Raw genomic sequence first — 14288 nt, 5'->3', positions numbered from 1 at the left:
GGGATTCTCTTATTCCCTTTTCAACTTTCAAATCATCAAACGGTATATAAAACCGTTACTCCTTTAGCGCTGGTTATAAATATGATGACCATAAGAAAGTCATTAAATTTATAAGGGTGCGCAATGGCCGTTAACTTACTGAAAAAGAGACCCCTGACGCTGGCAGCAATGCTGTTACTGGCAGGGCAGGCGCAGGCAACGGAGCTGCTGAACAGCTCATACGATGTCTCCCGCGAGCTGTTTGCCGCCCTTAACCCGCCGTTTGAGCAACAATGGGCGAAGGATAACGGCGGCGATAAGCTGACGATTAAGCAGTCTCATGCCGGGTCATCAAAACAGGCGCTGGCGATTTTGCAGGGTCTGAAGGCAGACGTCGTGACCTACAATCAGGTGACTGACGTACAGATTCTCCATGATAAAGGCAAACTGATCCCTGCCGACTGGCAAAGCCGTCTGCCGAACAACAGTTCGCCATTCTATTCCACTATGGGCTTCCTGGTGCGCAAGGGGAACCCGAAAAATATTCACGACTGGAGCGATCTTGTACGTTCCGACGTGAAGCTGATTTTCCCTAACCCGAAAACCTCCGGCAACGCCCGTTACACGTATCTGGCGGCATGGGGCGCGGCGGATAACGCGGACGGCGGCGATAAAGCCAAAACCGAACAGTTTATGACCCAGTTCCTGAAAAACGTCGAAGTGTTTGATACCGGCGGCCGCGGCGCTACGACTACCTTTGCCGAGCGTGGTCTGGGCGATGTGCTGATTAGTTTTGAATCGGAAGTGAACAACATCCGCAAACAATATGAAGCCCAGGGATTTGAAGTGGTGATCCCGAAAACGAACATTCTTGCTGAATTCCCGGTTGCCTGGGTAGATAAAAACGTGCAGGCCAACGGCACAGAAAAAGCCGCCAAAGCTTACCTGAACTGGCTGTATAGCCCGCAGGCGCAGACCATCATCACCCATTACTACTACCGCGTGAATAATCCGGAAATCATGGGCAAGCAAGCAGATAAATTCCCGCAAACCGAACTGTTCCGCGTGGAAGACAAGTTTGGCACGTGGCCTGAGGTGATGAAAACGCACTTTGCCAGCGGCGGCGAGCTGGACAAACTGTTGGCGGCGGGGCGTAAGTAATGCTTGCCGTTTCTTCCCGACGCGTGCTGCCCGGCTTTACGTTAAGCCTCGGCACCAGTTTGCTGTTTGTCTGCCTGATCCTGCTGTTGCCGTTGAGCGCGCTGGTGATGCAGCTCTCACAGATGAGCTGGTCGCAATACTGGGATGTCGTGACCAACCCACAGGTGGTGGCTGCTTATAAAGTGACGCTGCTGGCGGCATTTGTGGCGTCGATTTTTAATGGCGTGTTTGGCCTGTTGATGGCGTGGATTTTAACCCGCTACCGTTTTCCAGGGCGCACGTTGCTGGATGCGCTGATGGATCTGCCGTTTGCGCTGCCGACAGCGGTGGCGGGGTTAACGCTGGCCTCGCTGTTCTCAGTGAACGGTTTCTACGGTCAGTTTCTAGCGCAGTTTGATATCAAAGTGACCTATACCTGGCTCGGTATTGCGGTGGCGATGGCCTTTACCAGCATTCCATTTGTGGTACGCACCGTCCAGCCGGTACTGGAAGAGCTGGGGCCGGAATATGAAGAAGCGGCACAAACCCTAGGGGCCACCCGCCTGCAAAGTTTTCGCAAAGTCGTGCTGCCTGAGCTGTCGCCTGCGCTGATTGCCGGCGTGGCGCTCTCTTTTACCCGTAGCCTGGGCGAGTTTGGCGCGGTGATTTTTATCGCCGGAAATATCGCCTGGAAAACAGAAGTGACCTCGCTGATGATTTTTGTGCGTTTGCAGGAGTTTGATTACCCAGCTGCCAGCGCCATTGCCTCGGTGATCCTTGCGGCATCACTGCTGCTGCTGTTCTCAATTAACACTCTGCAAAGTCGCTTTGGTCGACGTGTGGTAGGTCATTAATGGCGGAAGTGACTCAATTGAAGCGATACGACGTCCCCCGTATTAACTGGGGAAAATGGTTTTTGATTGGCGTCGGGATGCTGGTTTCGGCGTTTATCCTGCTGGTGCCGATGATTTACATCTTCGTGCAGGCGTTCAGCAAAGGGTTAATGCCGGTACTGCAAAATCTGGCCGATCCGGACATGCTGCACGCCATCTGGCTGACGGTGTTGATTGCCTTGATCGCAGTGCCGGTGAATCTGGTGTTCGGCATTCTGCTGGCGTGGCTGGTGACGCGCTTTAACTTCCCCGGACGTCAGCTATTGCTGACCCTGCTGGATATTCCCTTTGCCGTCTCACCGGTGGTGGCCGGTCTGGTTTATCTGTTGTTTTATGGTTCCAACGGCCCGTTGGGCGGCTGGCTGGATGAGCATAATTTGCAAATGATGTTCTCCTGGCCGGGGATGGTACTGGTCACTATTTTTGTCACCTGTCCGTTTGTGGTGCGCGAACTGGTGCCAGTGATGCTCAGTCAGGGCAGTCAGGAAGATGAGGCGGCGATTTTACTGGGCGCATCCGGCTGGCAAATGTTTCGCCGCGTGACGTTGCCGAATATTCGCTGGGCGCTACTTTACGGCGTGGTGTTAACCAACGCCCGCGCGATTGGCGAGTTTGGCGCGGTGTCGGTGGTGTCCGGCTCGATTCGCGGCGAAACGTTATCGCTACCGTTACAGATTGAATTACTGGAGCAGGACTACAACACCGTCGGCTCCTTTACCGCCGCCGCATTGTTGACGCTAATGGCGATTATTACCCTGTTTTTGAAGAGCATGTTGCAATGGCGTCTGGAGAATCAGGAAAAACGCGCGCAACAGGAGGAAAATCATGAGCATTGAGATCGCCAGAATTAAGAAATCGTTTGGTCGCACTCAGGTACTGAATGATATCTCGCTGGATATTCCTTCCGGCCAGATGGTTGCCTTGTTGGGGCCGTCTGGTTCCGGCAAAACGACGCTGCTGCGCATTATTGCCGGGCTGGAACATCAGTCCAGCGGCCATATTCGTTTCCACGGTACGGACGTTAGCCGCCTGCACGCGCGTGAGCGTAAAGTCGGTTTTGTGTTTCAGCACTATGCGCTGTTTCGCCATATGACGGTGTTTGACAACATCGCTTTTGGCCTGACGGTGCTGCCGCGACGCGACCGGCCAACTGCGGCGGCGATTAAAACGAAAGTGACGCAATTGCTGGAGATGGTGCAACTGGCGCACCTCGCGGATCGCTTCCCCGCCCAGCTTTCCGGCGGACAAAAACAGCGCGTGGCGCTGGCGCGCGCGCTTGCCGTAGAACCACAAATTCTACTGCTGGATGAACCCTTTGGCGCGCTGGATGCCCAGGTACGTAAAGAGTTACGTCGCTGGTTACGCCAGTTACATGAAGAACTGAAATTCACCAGCGTCTTTGTCACCCACGATCAGGAAGAAGCGACGGAAGTGGCGGATCGGGTGGTGGTAATGAGTCAGGGCAATATCGAACAGGCTGACGCGCCGGATCGGGTGTGGCGTGAACCGGCAACCCGCTTCGTACTGGAGTTTATGGGCGAGGTGAACCGCCTGACAGGCACCGTCCGCGGCGGGCAGTTTCACGTTGGCGCGCATCGCTGGCCGCTGGGTTATACGCCCGCGTACCAGGGGCCGGTCGATCTGTTCCTGCGTCCGTGGGAGGTGGATATTAGCCGCCGCACCAGCCTGGATTCTCCGCTACCAGTACAGGTCATTGAGGCCAGCCCGAAAGGTCACTATACACAGCTAGTGGTGCAGCCGCTGGGGTGGTATCACGATCCGCTGACGGTGGTGATGGCGGGTGAGGATGTTCCGGTTCGCGGCGAGCGTTTGTTTGTTGGACTGCAAAAAGCGCGTCTGTATAACGGCGACCAGCGTATTGAAACGCGTGAAGAGGAACTTGCTCTGGCGCAATCGGCCTGATAGGTTAATTTGTATAGTTATCGCCCGGTGGCGCTACGCATACCGGGCTTTTTTACGAGCTGAAAACGTGAATACATTAGAACAAACCATCGGCAATACGCCGCTGGTCAAATTACAACGGCTGGGGCCGGATAACGGCAGTGAAATCTGGGTCAAGCTGGAAGGCAATAATCCGGCAGGATCGGTGAAAGATCGCGCGGCGCTATCGATGATTGTCGAGGCGGAAAAGCGCGGGGAAATTAAACCGGGCGATGTCCTGATTGAAGCGACCAGCGGCAACACTGGCATTGCGCTGGCGATGATCGCCGCGCTGAAAGGTTATCGCATGAAGCTGTTGATGCCAGACAACATGAGTCAGGAGCGTCGGGCGGCAATGCGGGCCTATGGCGCGGAACTGATTCTGGTCACTAAAGAGCAGGGAATGGAAGGGGCGCGCGATTTAGCGCTCGCTATGTCTGAACGAGGCGAGGGCAAACTGCTCGATCAGTTTAACAACCCCGATAACCCGTATGCCCACTACACCACCACCGGCCCGGAAATCTGGCAGCAAACCGAAGGGCGTATCACCCATTTTGTCTCCAGCATGGGCACTACCGGCACCATTACCGGCGTGTCGCGTTTTCTGCGCGAGCAGGAAAAACCGGTCACCATCGTTGGCCTGCAGCCGGAAGAGGGCAGCAGTATTCCGGGCATTCGCCGCTGGCCTGCGGAATATATGCCGGGCATTTTTAACGCCTCGCTGGTAGATGAGGTGCTGGATATTCACCAGAATGATGCCGAAAACACCATGCGTAAACTGGCCGTTCGTGAAGGCATTTTCTGCGGCGTGAGTTCCGGCGGCGCGGTAGCGGGCGCGTTACGCGTCGCACGTGCCACGCCCGGCGCGATAGTGGTGGCGATCATCTGCGATCGCGGCGACCGTTACTTGTCTACCGGCGTGTTTGGTGAAGAGCATTTCAGCCAGGGGGCAGGGATTTAAACTAATGGGTTCAGCTGATTGGGATAAACACAGGCAACGGCGCCTTTGACAAGCGGGAATATCCTGCCGATTTCCCGTGTGCGCCAGCGCATTACCGCCGCCTTTTATAATAAAAGCTCGTCTGTTGTTCTTATTGTTGTATTTGTTCCTGGCAAAGCGTCATGTAATGCTTGCTGCTTTCTACCAGCCTGGCTGAACCAGGCCGGTAAAGTGACGGCGCTTTAAACATATAAATCAGTTGTACTTGTTGCTGGCAGGTCATCTCTGTCACTGGTACGTGAAATAACGTTAACGCCGCATTTTTCGTACCGTAAACCGCGTTACCCTGCGAATCCCGGCCATAATACGCTTGCGCCAGCATCATGGCATACAGCTCGTCGTCGCGGTACAGGCTGTCCAACCAGAACACCCAGATCGCGGTCCTGAAATGCCCATCCACGCCGGCTTGGGTATAGAGCAATCTGGCAGTATAAGATTTGGGGTGTATTTTGGCCGTAGCGCGGCGCAAAAAACGCGTCTGCGGCGATTCGGACAACCAGAAAGAGGCGCTCTGTAATACGGTCTGGGCTATGGGACGAATTTCCAGATAATAGTAAACGGTTAACCCTACAGCAAACGCTAACAGAAGCGCGATAACGCCTTTAAAAAACCACAGTAACACGCCTGGCATTATGATTTTTTCTTACTCAACATTCTTATCCGTTTCCGCAATAAGCGCATGTAAATAAGGCTGCGCGTTTTCATCGCTTTTACCAGGAATTTTAACGATATAGGGTTTTCCGGTGATGGACGACGACGACGCGACTTTATCGATAAACTGTTCGGCGGTGTCGATACGATTGCGTGTGTTACCCAGTTTTAAGCGCAGGTGCGATACGGCTTCCTCGCAGTTATGCGCATCACCGTTACGAACGAATGTCAGATCCTTTTTCTGCGCCAGCGCATTCAGCATGGCGTTAATGCGCGCTTCTTCATGGGCGTTTAGCTTCGCCCAGGCGGGTAGGGTCAGCAGGAGCGCAACGACGGCGCAGACAATTTTCTTCATGGTAAAATCCTTTTTCATGCAATAATCACTGCACCTCAGACCGTTAGCCGGGTAATAAGTTGCACTCCTGGTGTGGTTATTTCTGTGAGTGCGCCAGCGTGAGTTCATCCAGAAAACGCCACAGCTTTTCATTCATCTGCTGGTAATCCCATGCGCGCATCTCGGCAACCGAGCGGATAAAACGCTTCCCTTGCGCGTCGGCCAGCTCCTGCTGCGAATGTTGGATTAATCCTTCAACCGCCTCGACGGTAAATTCCATATGACACTGGAAGCCGTAGACAAAATTGCCGTACTGCACTATCTGACGTGGACAGCCTTCGCTTTCGGCCAGCACGGTCGCCTGATCGGTGATTCCTGGCATATCGTTGTGCCAGTGGCCGACGGTTAACGGGGAGCCAAAGTGGGCGATAAGCGGATGCCGCAGACCGGCTTCAGTGAGCGTAATAGGGTAGTGACCAATCTCTTTTTCCGGACTTTGGCACACAGCGGCGCCCAGCGCCTCGCCAAGGAGCTGCGAACCAAGACAAATGCCGATAACCATTCGCCGGGCCGTAATCGCCTGATTAATTAAGTGCTGTTCGGCGCGAGAGTCAAAGTACGGGCACTCTTCGCGGGTGGTGCGCGGCGACTGCGGACCGCCAAATACCACGAGCATATCGAACTTATCGGCATTGGGCGGTAGCGCTTCTCCGGCATAGACGCGCGACCATGAAATGGTATAACCGCGATCTTCAGCCCATTTCAGATAAGCGCCAGCGGATTCAAACGACTCATGGACAACAAAATGAACTCGCACGTTATTTTCTCCTGTTAGCGATTTAGCGCCTGATGGATATCAGCTGCCAGCGTGTTGATCTCGCTGTCATTTAATGTCGACAGCGTGATACGTAGACCGTGAGACGGCGCGCTTACGCCAAAGGCTTCTCCCTCACGTACCAGCCAGCCGGATTTTGCCAGCGTAAACGCGGTAGCCTGGCTATGGGTGTCCAGCGGGAGCCAGGCATTCACGCCGTCGCCGGGAGAAATGGCGATGCCATATTGCTGTAGGGCGCGGGCCAGTTTTTGTTGCCGGGCGGCGTAAAACAGCCGCGTTTGCGCCAGCCTGTGCTGATACTCAGGGTCGGTCAGGCAGGCGTAGACCAGATCCTGTAACAGATGGCTGACCCACTGACTACCGGCATTTAGCCGCAGCCGAAGTTTTGCCGAGGTCGCGCTGTCGCTGGCGACAATAGCAAGACGTAAATCGGGGCCGAGGGCTTTGGAAACGGAGCGTATCACCGCCCAGTGTTGCGTTGTCTGCGCAATAACCGGCTGCCAGGGCGACGAAGAAAGCAGGGCGAAGTGATCGTCGATAATGACCACTACCTGAGGGTAACGCGCCAGTATATTTTGCAGCGCAGCGGCACGGCGAGCGCTCAGGCTACAGCCGGTAGGGTTGTGCGCGCGCGGCGTTAAGATCACTGCCCGCGCGCCCTGATTTAGCGCCTGTTCCAGCTTTTCAGGCTGCATTCCTTCGCTATCTACGCTGACCGGGCTGGCGCTAAAACCGGCATAGCGCAGCATATTGATACTGCTTAAAAAACAGGGATCTTCCACCGCGACGCTGTCGCCCGGCAGCAGATGCGCGCAAAGCAGTCTTTCGATAGCGTCGATAGCTCCGCTGGTGATATCAATTTCGCCTGCGACGGGGGTGGCATCTCGTAGCCAGCGCGCCGCCCAGGCGTGTAGTTCAGGGGAAACGGGCGCATCGCCGTAGAGATGCGGCGTGCGGCTGAGACGGGCAAAATAACGGCTAAGGTCAGGCAGACGCTGCGGATCGGGATTGCCGCCGGAAAGGTCGTGCAGAGGCGTATGTGGATCGCCGCCTTCCAGCGCTACGGGAGACGGACTGCCTTTAATCACCGTCCCATTGCGGCCTAAACTTTGCGCCAGTCCCGCCGTTATCAGCCGTTTATACGCCGCTGCGACGGTATTGCGGTTCACCTTTAATTCGCTTGCCAGCTCCCGTACCGGCGGGAGCGAATCCTCCGCCCGTAACGTGCCGGCGATAATGTGTTGACGGATACTGTCAAAAATTTCGTTAGCGGTTTTTCCGTCGATCATTATTGACCTATGACAAAATGAATTTTAGCATATGACAATGATAATGAGGCGGTAGCCTGCTGTCCAGCGAGAGGAAAATTTTATGGGACAAGAGAGTGATATTCAGTCAGTGCTCTTCGACGACAACCATCGGGCGTTACAGACCGATATCGTCGCCGTCCAGTCACAGGTCGTGTACGGCAGCGTAGGCAACAGTATCGCTGTTCCGGCCATTAAAGCGCAGGGACTACGCGTGACGGCGGTCCCGACGGTGCTGTTCAGCAATACGCCGCACTATAAAACGTTTTATGGCGGCATTATTCCCGCCGAGTGGTTTGCAGGCTACCTTACGGCGTTGAATGAGCGCGATGCGCTACGTGAATTAAAAGCGATTACCACCGGTTACATGGGCAGCGCAGACCAAATTGTCTTGCTTTCGAAGTGGCTAATGGCGATCCGGGCTTCGCATCCGGAGGTGTGTATTCTTGTTGATCCGGTCATTGGCGATACCGACAGTGGAATGTATGTGCAGGCGGAAATTCCGCAGGCTTATCGCACACATTTGTTGCCGCAGGCGCAGGGGCTAACGCCGAACGTATTTGAGCTGGAGATGCTGAGTGGTAAACCGTGTCGCACGCTGGAAGAGGCGGTGGCGGCGGCGCAATCGCTGCTTTCCGATACGCTGAAATGGGTGGTTATCACCAGCGCGCCGGGCGAATCTCTGGAGACCATAACGGTTGCCGTTGTTACCGCGCAGGTCGTGGAGGTCTTTGCCCATCCGCGGGTGGCGACGGAATTAAAAGGGACGGGAGATCTCTTCTGCGCCGAGCTGGTTAGCGGTATTGTGCAGGGGAAAAAACTGACGACCGCGGCAAAAGATGCGGCGCAGCGCGTGCTGGAGGTGATGACCTGGACACAGCAGTGTGGCTGTGATGAGTTAATTCTGCCGCCGGCAGGGGAGGCGCGATGAAGAGTTATCGGCTGGTGGTTCGCCAGCAGGGGCGTATCGTGGGGCATTTTGAAACGAGCGGGCTGGACGCGCTGGAAGATATCTGCGTGGCGCGGGCGATGTTTGGCATCACTGGCGGCTATCAGTGCGAGTTGCAAGTGTCCGATTCCGAACGCAGGATGCTGGAGAGTGGCCCGGATGGGATGAAGATCCTGATGCGCGAGAAGTGCTTTCGCCCGGTGACCTCGCAGTTGTAACCCGTGGATTGGCGCTGAAATGTTCGCAACCTTGTAGGCCTGATAAGCGTAGCGCCATCAGGCAGTACGCCGCACCATCGCCGGATGGCGGCGCAAGCGCCTTATCCGGCCTACAGGCAAAAAGAATGGCGCCCAAAGGCGCCATTCTTCACTGCGGCAAGAATTACTTCTTAATGCGGATAACCGGAGTTTCACCCACGGTCACGCTACCGGACAGTTTGATCAGTTCTTTGATTTCATCCATGTTGGAGATAACAACCGGAGTCAGGGTAGACTTGGCTTTTTCTTCCAGCAACGGCAGATCGAACTCGATGACCGGATCGCCAACTTTCACGCGCTGACCTTCTTCAGCAATACGCTTGAAGCCTTCGCCTTTCAGCTCAACGGTGTCGATACCGAAGTGAACGAACAGCTCAATGCCGCTATCGGATTCGATAGAGAACGCATGGTTGGTTTCAAAGATTTTGCCGATGGTACCGTCAACAGGGGCGACCATTTTGTTACCGGTTGGTTTGATAGCGATGCCATCACCAACGATTTTTTCAGCAAAAACTACATCCGGCACGTCTTCGATGTTGACGATCTCGCCAGAGAGCGGGGCAACAATCTCAATAGTTCCGGTGTCTTTCTTATCATCAGAAACCAGAGATTTTAGTTTATCGAACAAACCCATGATCTTCTCCTAAGCAGTAAATTGGGCCGCATCTCGTGGATTAGCAGATTGTTTTTTCTTCAATGAACTTGTTAACCAGCGTCATTAACTCGTCCGTTGTCGGTTGAGCAAGAGCCTGCTCTGCTAACACCTTCGCATCTTCGAAGTTCGTGTTACGGATAATCTTCTTAATGCGCGGGATAGAAATGGCGCTCATAGAGAATTCGTCCAGACCCATCCCCAGCAACAGAAGTGTAGCACGTTCGTCGCCTGCAAGCTCACCACACATGCCAGTCCATTTACCTTCTGCATGAGAAGCATCAATAACTTGCTTGATCAAGTTCAGTACGGACGGTGACATTGGCTGGTAAAGGTGTGAAATCATATCATTACCACGGTCAACTGCCAGGGTGTACTGCGTTAAATCATTGGTGCCGATACTAAAGAAATCAACTTCTTTGGCTAAATGACGCGCAATTGTCGCCGCAGCCGGTGTTTCCACCATCACGCCAATCTCAATGCTTTCGTCAAATGCTTTACCTTCGTCACGCAGTTCCTGTTTGTAGATTTCAATCTCTTTGCGCAGCGCGCGAACTTCTTCAACAGAGATGATCATCGGGAACATAATGCGCAATTTACCGAAAGCGGAGGCACGCAGAATCGCGCGAACCTGGTCACGCAGGATCTCTTTGCGATCCATGGCGATACGCACGGCGCGCCAGCCCAGGAACGGGTTCTCTTCTTTCGGGAAGTTCATGTACGGCAGCTCTTTGTCGCCGCCAATGTCCATGGTACGGACGATAACCGCCTGCGAGCCGCACGCTTCAGCGACCGCTTTATAGGCGGCAAACTGCTCTTCTTCCGTCGGCAGCGCGTCGCGATCCATGAACAGGAATTCAGTACGATACAGACCAACGCCTTCCGCGCCGTTGCGCTCAGCGCCTTCAACGTCGCGAACGGTACCGATGTTGGCGCAAACTTCAACCTGATGTCCATCCAGCGTGATTGCCGGCAGATCTTTCAGTTTTGCGAGTTCCGCTTTCTCGGTCGCAACCTGCTCCTGGACGGCGCGCAGTTGCTCAATAACATCGTTGGTCGGGTTGACGTAAACCTGGTTGTTTACGGCATCCAGAATCAGATAGTCGCCGTTTTTCACCTGAGAGGTGACGCTACCGGTACCTACGATCGCTGGCAGTTCCAGAGAACGCGCCATGATGGAGGTATGAGACGTACGTCCGCCCGCGTCGGTGATGAAGCCCAGCACTTTCTGCAGGTTCAGCTGTGCGGTTTCTGACGGCGTCAGGTCAGCGGCAACCAGGATAACTTCTTCCTGAATCGCGCTCAGATCGATAATGGCCAGACCCAGGATGTTGCGCAGCAGGCGCTTACCGATATCACGTACGTCAGCCGCACGCTCTTTCAGGTATTCGTCATCCAGTTCTTCCAGGGCAGTGGCCTGACCTTCGATAACTTCATGTGCGGCTGCGTCAGCCGTCATGTGCTTATCTTTAATCAGGGCTATGATTTCCTGCTCCAGCTCCTCATCTTCGAGCAGCATAATATGCCCTTCAAAGATGGCTTCTTTTTCTTCACCGAACGTTTCACCAGCTTTTGTCTTGATCGCTTCCAGTTGCGCAGATGCCTTGGCACGACCGCTCAGAAAACGTTCAACTTCCTGATCAACCTTGTCGGCAGAAATTTTTTTCCGGTCAATGACGATTTCGTCTTCTTTCAGCAGCAGTGCTTTGCCGAAAGCGATACCCGGGGATGCTAAAATGCCTGAAATCATAACCCTACCTTACTTGTGACTGATTTTTAAAAGAACCCGGAAAAAAACTTACTCGAGTTCCGCCATCAGTTTGACCAGATGTTCAACCGCTTTCTGCTCATCTTCACCTTCTGCGGAGATGGTGACGACGGTGCCTTGAGTCAGGCCCAGAGTCTGCAGTTTAAACAGGCTTTTCGCGCTGGCGCTTTTGCCGTTGGAAGTCACAGTAATCTCAGAAGTGAAGCCTTTTGCTTCTTTAACAAACTGAGCAGCAGGGCGGGTGTGCAGACCGTTCGGAGCGGTAATGGTAACTTCTTGCTGGAACATTGTATTTCCCCAACTTATAGGTTTAGTGTTGTGGAACTAAAGTCTAGCCTGGCGGCTCAACTTTAGCCTGTATTGTTAGCGCCGGCGTAAACGGGACGCGACACAAAAGGTGTTCTACGCAATCCGTTGCTGGCAACTTATGGCCGCTGACGTTTCGCTCGTCATTAAACATTATGCCGCGAAAGGAAGATTTGAACCAAATCATAAAATCGATTCAGCTAACGCTTTTCCTGTAACGATTAATTTCGCGCATCAAAATAATTAGTCTGGTTAAATACCAGTTCCGGCAGGGTGAATCAATGCCAGGTGAGGTGAAAGTTTGAAGCAGGCCACAAAAAAGCACCCAAAAAGGTGCTTTTTTACGCGTTTTTAACATGCTGGCATCACTGTTGCAGTTCTTTCTCAGTAAAGAGATCGGCGAACAACGCGGTGCTCAGATAACGCTCACCTGATGAGGGTAGGATAACCACAATATTCTTATTGGTAAAGCTTTCATCTTCCTGCAGCTTAAGCGCTGCAGCAACCGCGGCGCCGGAAGAAATTCCCGCCAGAATACCTTCCTCTTCCATCAGACGGCGCGCGGTAGAAATGGCTTCTTCATTGGTGATGCCAACCACTTTATCAATCAGTTTCAGATCCAGGTTGCCCGGGATGAAGCCTGCGCCGATGCCCTGAATTTTATGCGGGCCTGGTTTGATCTCTTCACCAGCCAGCGCCTGGGCGATAACCGGGGAGTCAGTGGGTTCTACCGCAACGGTGATAAGATCGGTTTTACCCTTCGTCCCTTTGATATAACGCGTGACGCCGGTTAACGTACCGCCAGTGCCGACGCCGGAGATAAACACATCCACCTGACCATCGGTGTCTTCCCAGATTTCCGGGCCGGTGGTTTTTTCATGGATTTCCGGGTTGGCAGGGTTACTGAACTGCTGGAGCAGGAGATATTTTTGCGGATCGCTGGCGACAATTTCTTCGGCTTTCTGAATAGCGCCTTTCATCCCTTTCGCCCCTTCGGTCAGCACCAGATTCGCGCCTAATGCTTTGAGTAGCTTGCGGCGTTCAATGCTCATGGTCTCCGGCATGGTCAGGGTGAGTTTGTAACCGCGCGCGGCGGCGACATACGCCAGCGCAATACCGGTGTTGCCGCTGGTCGGCTCCACCAGTTCCACGCCAGGTTTCAGTACGCCACGCTTTTCGGCATCCCAAATCATATTGGCGCCGATACGGCACTTGACGCTGAAGCTCGGGTTGCGCGACTCCACCTTCGCCAGAATGCGTCCATTACCGATACGGTTCAGTCGAACCAGCGGCGTATGACCGATAGTCAGCGAGTTATCTTCATAAATCTTACTCATGGCCTGTCCTTAACTGTATGAAATTGGGATACCTTCCCAGCATACCTTCCAGCCAGATATGGGGAAGTAAGGATTTCGCATATCTATATGCTGATGGGGAATAATGGTTATCAGTATGGAATAAGAGACAGGATAAGCCATCTCTTATTTATACATTTTTACGTTATTTCCATAACGCGTGCTTAGCACGCCAGCAATCAACCCACATTGCCGTCGCGCCACAGACGGCGACAGGCATAATGAACAGGTTAAGCACCGGAATCATCGTAAAGAGGCTGGTGAGCGCGCCAAATTGCATATTCGCCACCTTCTGCGTGCGCAACGCGGCGCGCATCGTTTTAAACGGCACTTTGTGGTTATCAAACGGGTAGTCGCAATACTGGATCGCCAGCATCCAGGCGCTGAACAAAAACCACAGCACCGGCGCGATGGTTTGGCCAATGCCAGGAATAAAATAGAGAACCAGCAGCACAATAGCACGCGGCAGATACCACGCCAGCTTTTGCCATTCACGTTTCATAATGCGCGGTACATCTTTCATGATGCCGAGTATGCCGGTATCTGGCGGCGTGGCGCCGGTTAACCGCGCCTCAAGCTGTTCGGCTAAAAGGCCGTTAAACGGCGCGGCGATCCAGTTGGCGAGGGTAGAGAAAAAATAGCCAAAGACCAACAGAACAGAGATAACTGCAATCGGCCACAGCAGATAGCTCAGCCATTGCAGCCAGTCCGGCACATGACTCATCAACGAAGGTATCCAGGCGTCAAGCTGGGTAAACAGCCACCAAAATGCGCCGCCCATCAGCACAATGTTGACTAGCAGAGGTAAAATAACAAAGCGGCGGATTCCCGGTAGGGTGACTAACTTCCATCCTTGCGAGAAATAATAGACGCCGCTACGTGGTACGGTTGTGGATGATGAAACCATATTCAGGACATACT

16 protein-coding genes are annotated in these 14288 nt (G+C 53.7%); 7 read left to right on the top strand and 9 right to left on the bottom strand.

Translation table 11 applies throughout. The features are described from left to right. The first annotated feature begins 123 nt into the window (after positions 1–123). From cysP to cysM, 5 genes are all read left to right on the top strand, one after another. Positions 124–1140, top strand: coding sequence for a thiosulfate/sulfate ABC transporter substrate-binding protein CysP (gene cysP, locus ABVN44_RS16595; RefSeq protein ID WP_000290274.1), 1017 nt, complete (start codon positions 124–126; stop codon positions 1138–1140). Next, the gene (gene cysT, locus ABVN44_RS16590) at positions 1140–1973 is read left to right on the top strand and encodes a sulfate/thiosulfate ABC transporter permease CysT (RefSeq protein WP_000881746.1); all 834 of its coding nucleotides are present in this window, start codon (positions 1140–1142) and stop codon (positions 1971–1973) included. The genes cysP and cysT overlap by 1 nt, the downstream gene beginning before the upstream one ends. Continuing rightward, a complete protein-coding gene (gene cysW, locus ABVN44_RS16585; RefSeq protein ID WP_000852705.1) occupies positions 1973–2848 on the top strand; it encodes a sulfate/thiosulfate ABC transporter permease CysW in 876 nt (291 codons plus the stop codon). The genes cysT and cysW overlap by 1 nt, the downstream gene beginning before the upstream one ends. Next, on the top strand, positions 2838–3935 hold the full coding sequence (gene cysA, locus ABVN44_RS16580; protein WP_000021076.1) for a sulfate/thiosulfate ABC transporter ATP-binding protein CysA: 1098 nt from the start codon (positions 2838–2840) through the stop codon (positions 3933–3935). The genes cysW and cysA overlap by 11 nt, the downstream gene beginning before the upstream one ends. 67 nt (positions 3936–4002) lie before the next feature. Then, a complete protein-coding gene (cysM, locus tag ABVN44_RS16575; RefSeq protein WP_023231426.1) occupies positions 4003–4914 on the top strand; it encodes a cysteine synthase CysM in 912 nt (303 codons plus the stop codon). A gap of 130 nt (positions 4915–5044) precedes the next feature. On the opposite strand, the gene ABVN44_RS16570 is transcribed toward cysM, so the two are convergent. From ABVN44_RS16570 to ptsJ, 4 genes are read right to left on the bottom strand one after another with little or no spacing between them, the layout of a single operon-like run. Then, positions 5045–5584, bottom strand: a complete 540-nt coding sequence (locus tag ABVN44_RS16570; RefSeq protein WP_023231427.1) for a transglycosylase domain-containing protein — start codon at positions 5582–5584, stop codon at positions 5045–5047. A gap of 12 nt (positions 5585–5596) precedes the next feature. Next, on the bottom strand, positions 5597–5977 hold the full coding sequence (locus ABVN44_RS16565) for a YfeK family protein (RefSeq protein ID WP_000710730.1): 381 nt from the start codon (positions 5975–5977) through the stop codon (positions 5597–5599). Positions 5978–6035: 58 nt separating this feature from the next. Further along, positions 6036–6755 carry a type 1 glutamine amidotransferase gene (locus ABVN44_RS16560; protein ID WP_023231428.1) on the bottom strand — a complete coding sequence of 240 codons (720 nt, stop codon included), beginning with the start codon at positions 6753–6755 and terminating at the stop codon, positions 6036–6038. A 14-nt stretch (positions 6756–6769) separates the two neighbouring features. After that, positions 6770–8062, bottom strand: coding sequence for a transcriptional regulator PtsJ (gene ptsJ, locus ABVN44_RS16555; RefSeq protein ID WP_023231429.1), 1293 nt, complete (start codon positions 8060–8062; stop codon positions 6770–6772). 82 nt (positions 8063–8144) lie between these two features. On the opposite strand from ptsJ, the gene pdxK reads away from it, so the two are divergent. Further along, the gene (gene pdxK / locus ABVN44_RS16550; protein WP_000529613.1) at positions 8145–9011 is read left to right on the top strand and encodes a pyridoxine/pyridoxal/pyridoxamine kinase; all 867 of its coding nucleotides are present in this window, start codon (positions 8145–8147) and stop codon (positions 9009–9011) included. Further along, positions 9008–9247 carry a hypothetical protein gene (locus tag ABVN44_RS16545; RefSeq protein WP_000844541.1) on the top strand — a complete coding sequence of 80 codons (240 nt, stop codon included), beginning with the start codon at positions 9008–9010 and terminating at the stop codon, positions 9245–9247. Before pdxK ends, ABVN44_RS16545 begins: the two co-directional genes overlap by 4 nt. Before the next feature lie 163 nt (positions 9248–9410). Here ABVN44_RS16545 and crr read toward each other — a convergent pair whose 3' ends face one another. The 5 genes from crr to cysZ form a co-directional block, all read right to left on the bottom strand. Continuing rightward, the gene (gene crr, locus ABVN44_RS16540) at positions 9411–9920 is read right to left on the bottom strand and encodes a PTS glucose transporter subunit IIA (RefSeq protein ID WP_000522253.1); all 510 of its coding nucleotides are present in this window, start codon (positions 9918–9920) and stop codon (positions 9411–9413) included. Between the two features lie 40 nt (positions 9921–9960). Further along, positions 9961–11688 (bottom strand): phosphoenolpyruvate-protein phosphotransferase PtsI, encoded by a 1728-nt coding sequence (ptsI, locus tag ABVN44_RS16535; protein WP_000623118.1) that lies wholly within the window; start codon positions 11686–11688, stop codon positions 9961–9963. 48 nt (positions 11689–11736) lie between these two features. Beyond that, the gene (gene ptsH / locus ABVN44_RS16530; RefSeq protein ID WP_000487600.1) at positions 11737–11994 is read right to left on the bottom strand and encodes a phosphocarrier protein Hpr; all 258 of its coding nucleotides are present in this window, start codon (positions 11992–11994) and stop codon (positions 11737–11739) included. Positions 11995–12377: 383 nt separating this feature from the next. Beyond that, positions 12378–13349, bottom strand: coding sequence for a cysteine synthase A (gene cysK, locus ABVN44_RS16525; RefSeq protein ID WP_000036904.1), 972 nt, complete (start codon positions 13347–13349; stop codon positions 12378–12380). A gap of 163 nt (positions 13350–13512) precedes the next feature. Then, positions 13513–14274, bottom strand: a complete 762-nt coding sequence (gene cysZ, locus ABVN44_RS16520) for a sulfate transporter CysZ (RefSeq protein ID WP_000255008.1) — start codon at positions 14272–14274, stop codon at positions 13513–13515. Positions 14275–14288 lie beyond the last annotated feature (14 nt).

The organism is Salmonella sp. SJTUF15570, from assembly GCF_043357055.1.
GTDB classification, from domain to species: domain Bacteria; phylum Pseudomonadota; class Gammaproteobacteria; order Enterobacterales; family Enterobacteriaceae; genus Salmonella; species Salmonella enterica.
The sequence above is the reverse complement of the archived record's forward strand: the minus strand, read 5'-3'. Positions and strand labels throughout refer to the sequence as shown.

What these genes read in the sequence shown, in the direction of transcription:
- ABVN44_RS16545 (WP_000844541.1), top strand. Translation starts at nt 9,008, where the DNA reads ATGAAGAGTTATCGGCTGGTGGTTCGCCAGCAGGGGCGTATCGTGGGG.
- pdxK (WP_000529613.1), top strand. Translation starts at nt 8,145, where the DNA reads ATGGGACAAGAGAGTGATATTCAGTCAGTGCTCTTCGACGACAACCAT.
- crr (WP_000522253.1), bottom strand. Translation starts at nt 9,920, where the DNA reads ATGGGTTTGTTCGATAAACTAAAATCTCTGGTTTCTGATGATAAGAAA.
- ptsJ (WP_023231429.1), bottom strand. Translation starts at nt 8,062, where the DNA reads ATGATCGACGGAAAAACCGCTAACGAAATTTTTGACAGTATCCGTCAA.
- cysZ (WP_000255008.1), bottom strand. Translation starts at nt 14,274, where the DNA reads ATGGTTTCATCATCCACAACCGTACCACGTAGCGGCGTCTATTATTTC.
- ABVN44_RS16565 (WP_000710730.1), bottom strand. Translation starts at nt 5,977, where the DNA reads ATGAAAAAGGATTTTACCATGAAGAAAATTGTCTGCGCCGTCGTTGCG.
- ptsH (WP_000487600.1), bottom strand. Translation starts at nt 11,994, where the DNA reads ATGTTCCAGCAAGAAGTTACCATTACCGCTCCGAACGGTCTGCACACC.
- ABVN44_RS16570 (WP_023231427.1), bottom strand. Translation starts at nt 5,584, where the DNA reads ATGCCAGGCGTGTTACTGTGGTTTTTTAAAGGCGTTATCGCGCTTCTG.
- ptsI (WP_000623118.1), bottom strand. Translation starts at nt 11,688, where the DNA reads ATGATTTCAGGCATTTTAGCATCCCCGGGTATCGCTTTCGGCAAAGCA.
- cysA (WP_000021076.1), top strand. Translation starts at nt 2,838, where the DNA reads ATGAGCATTGAGATCGCCAGAATTAAGAAATCGTTTGGTCGCACTCAG.
- cysW (WP_000852705.1), top strand. Translation starts at nt 1,973, where the DNA reads ATGGCGGAAGTGACTCAATTGAAGCGATACGACGTCCCCCGTATTAAC.
- cysT (WP_000881746.1), top strand. Translation starts at nt 1,140, where the DNA reads ATGCTTGCCGTTTCTTCCCGACGCGTGCTGCCCGGCTTTACGTTAAGC.
- cysP (WP_000290274.1), top strand. Translation starts at nt 124, where the DNA reads ATGGCCGTTAACTTACTGAAAAAGAGACCCCTGACGCTGGCAGCAATG.
- cysK (WP_000036904.1), bottom strand. Translation starts at nt 13,349, where the DNA reads ATGAGTAAGATTTATGAAGATAACTCGCTGACTATCGGTCATACGCCG.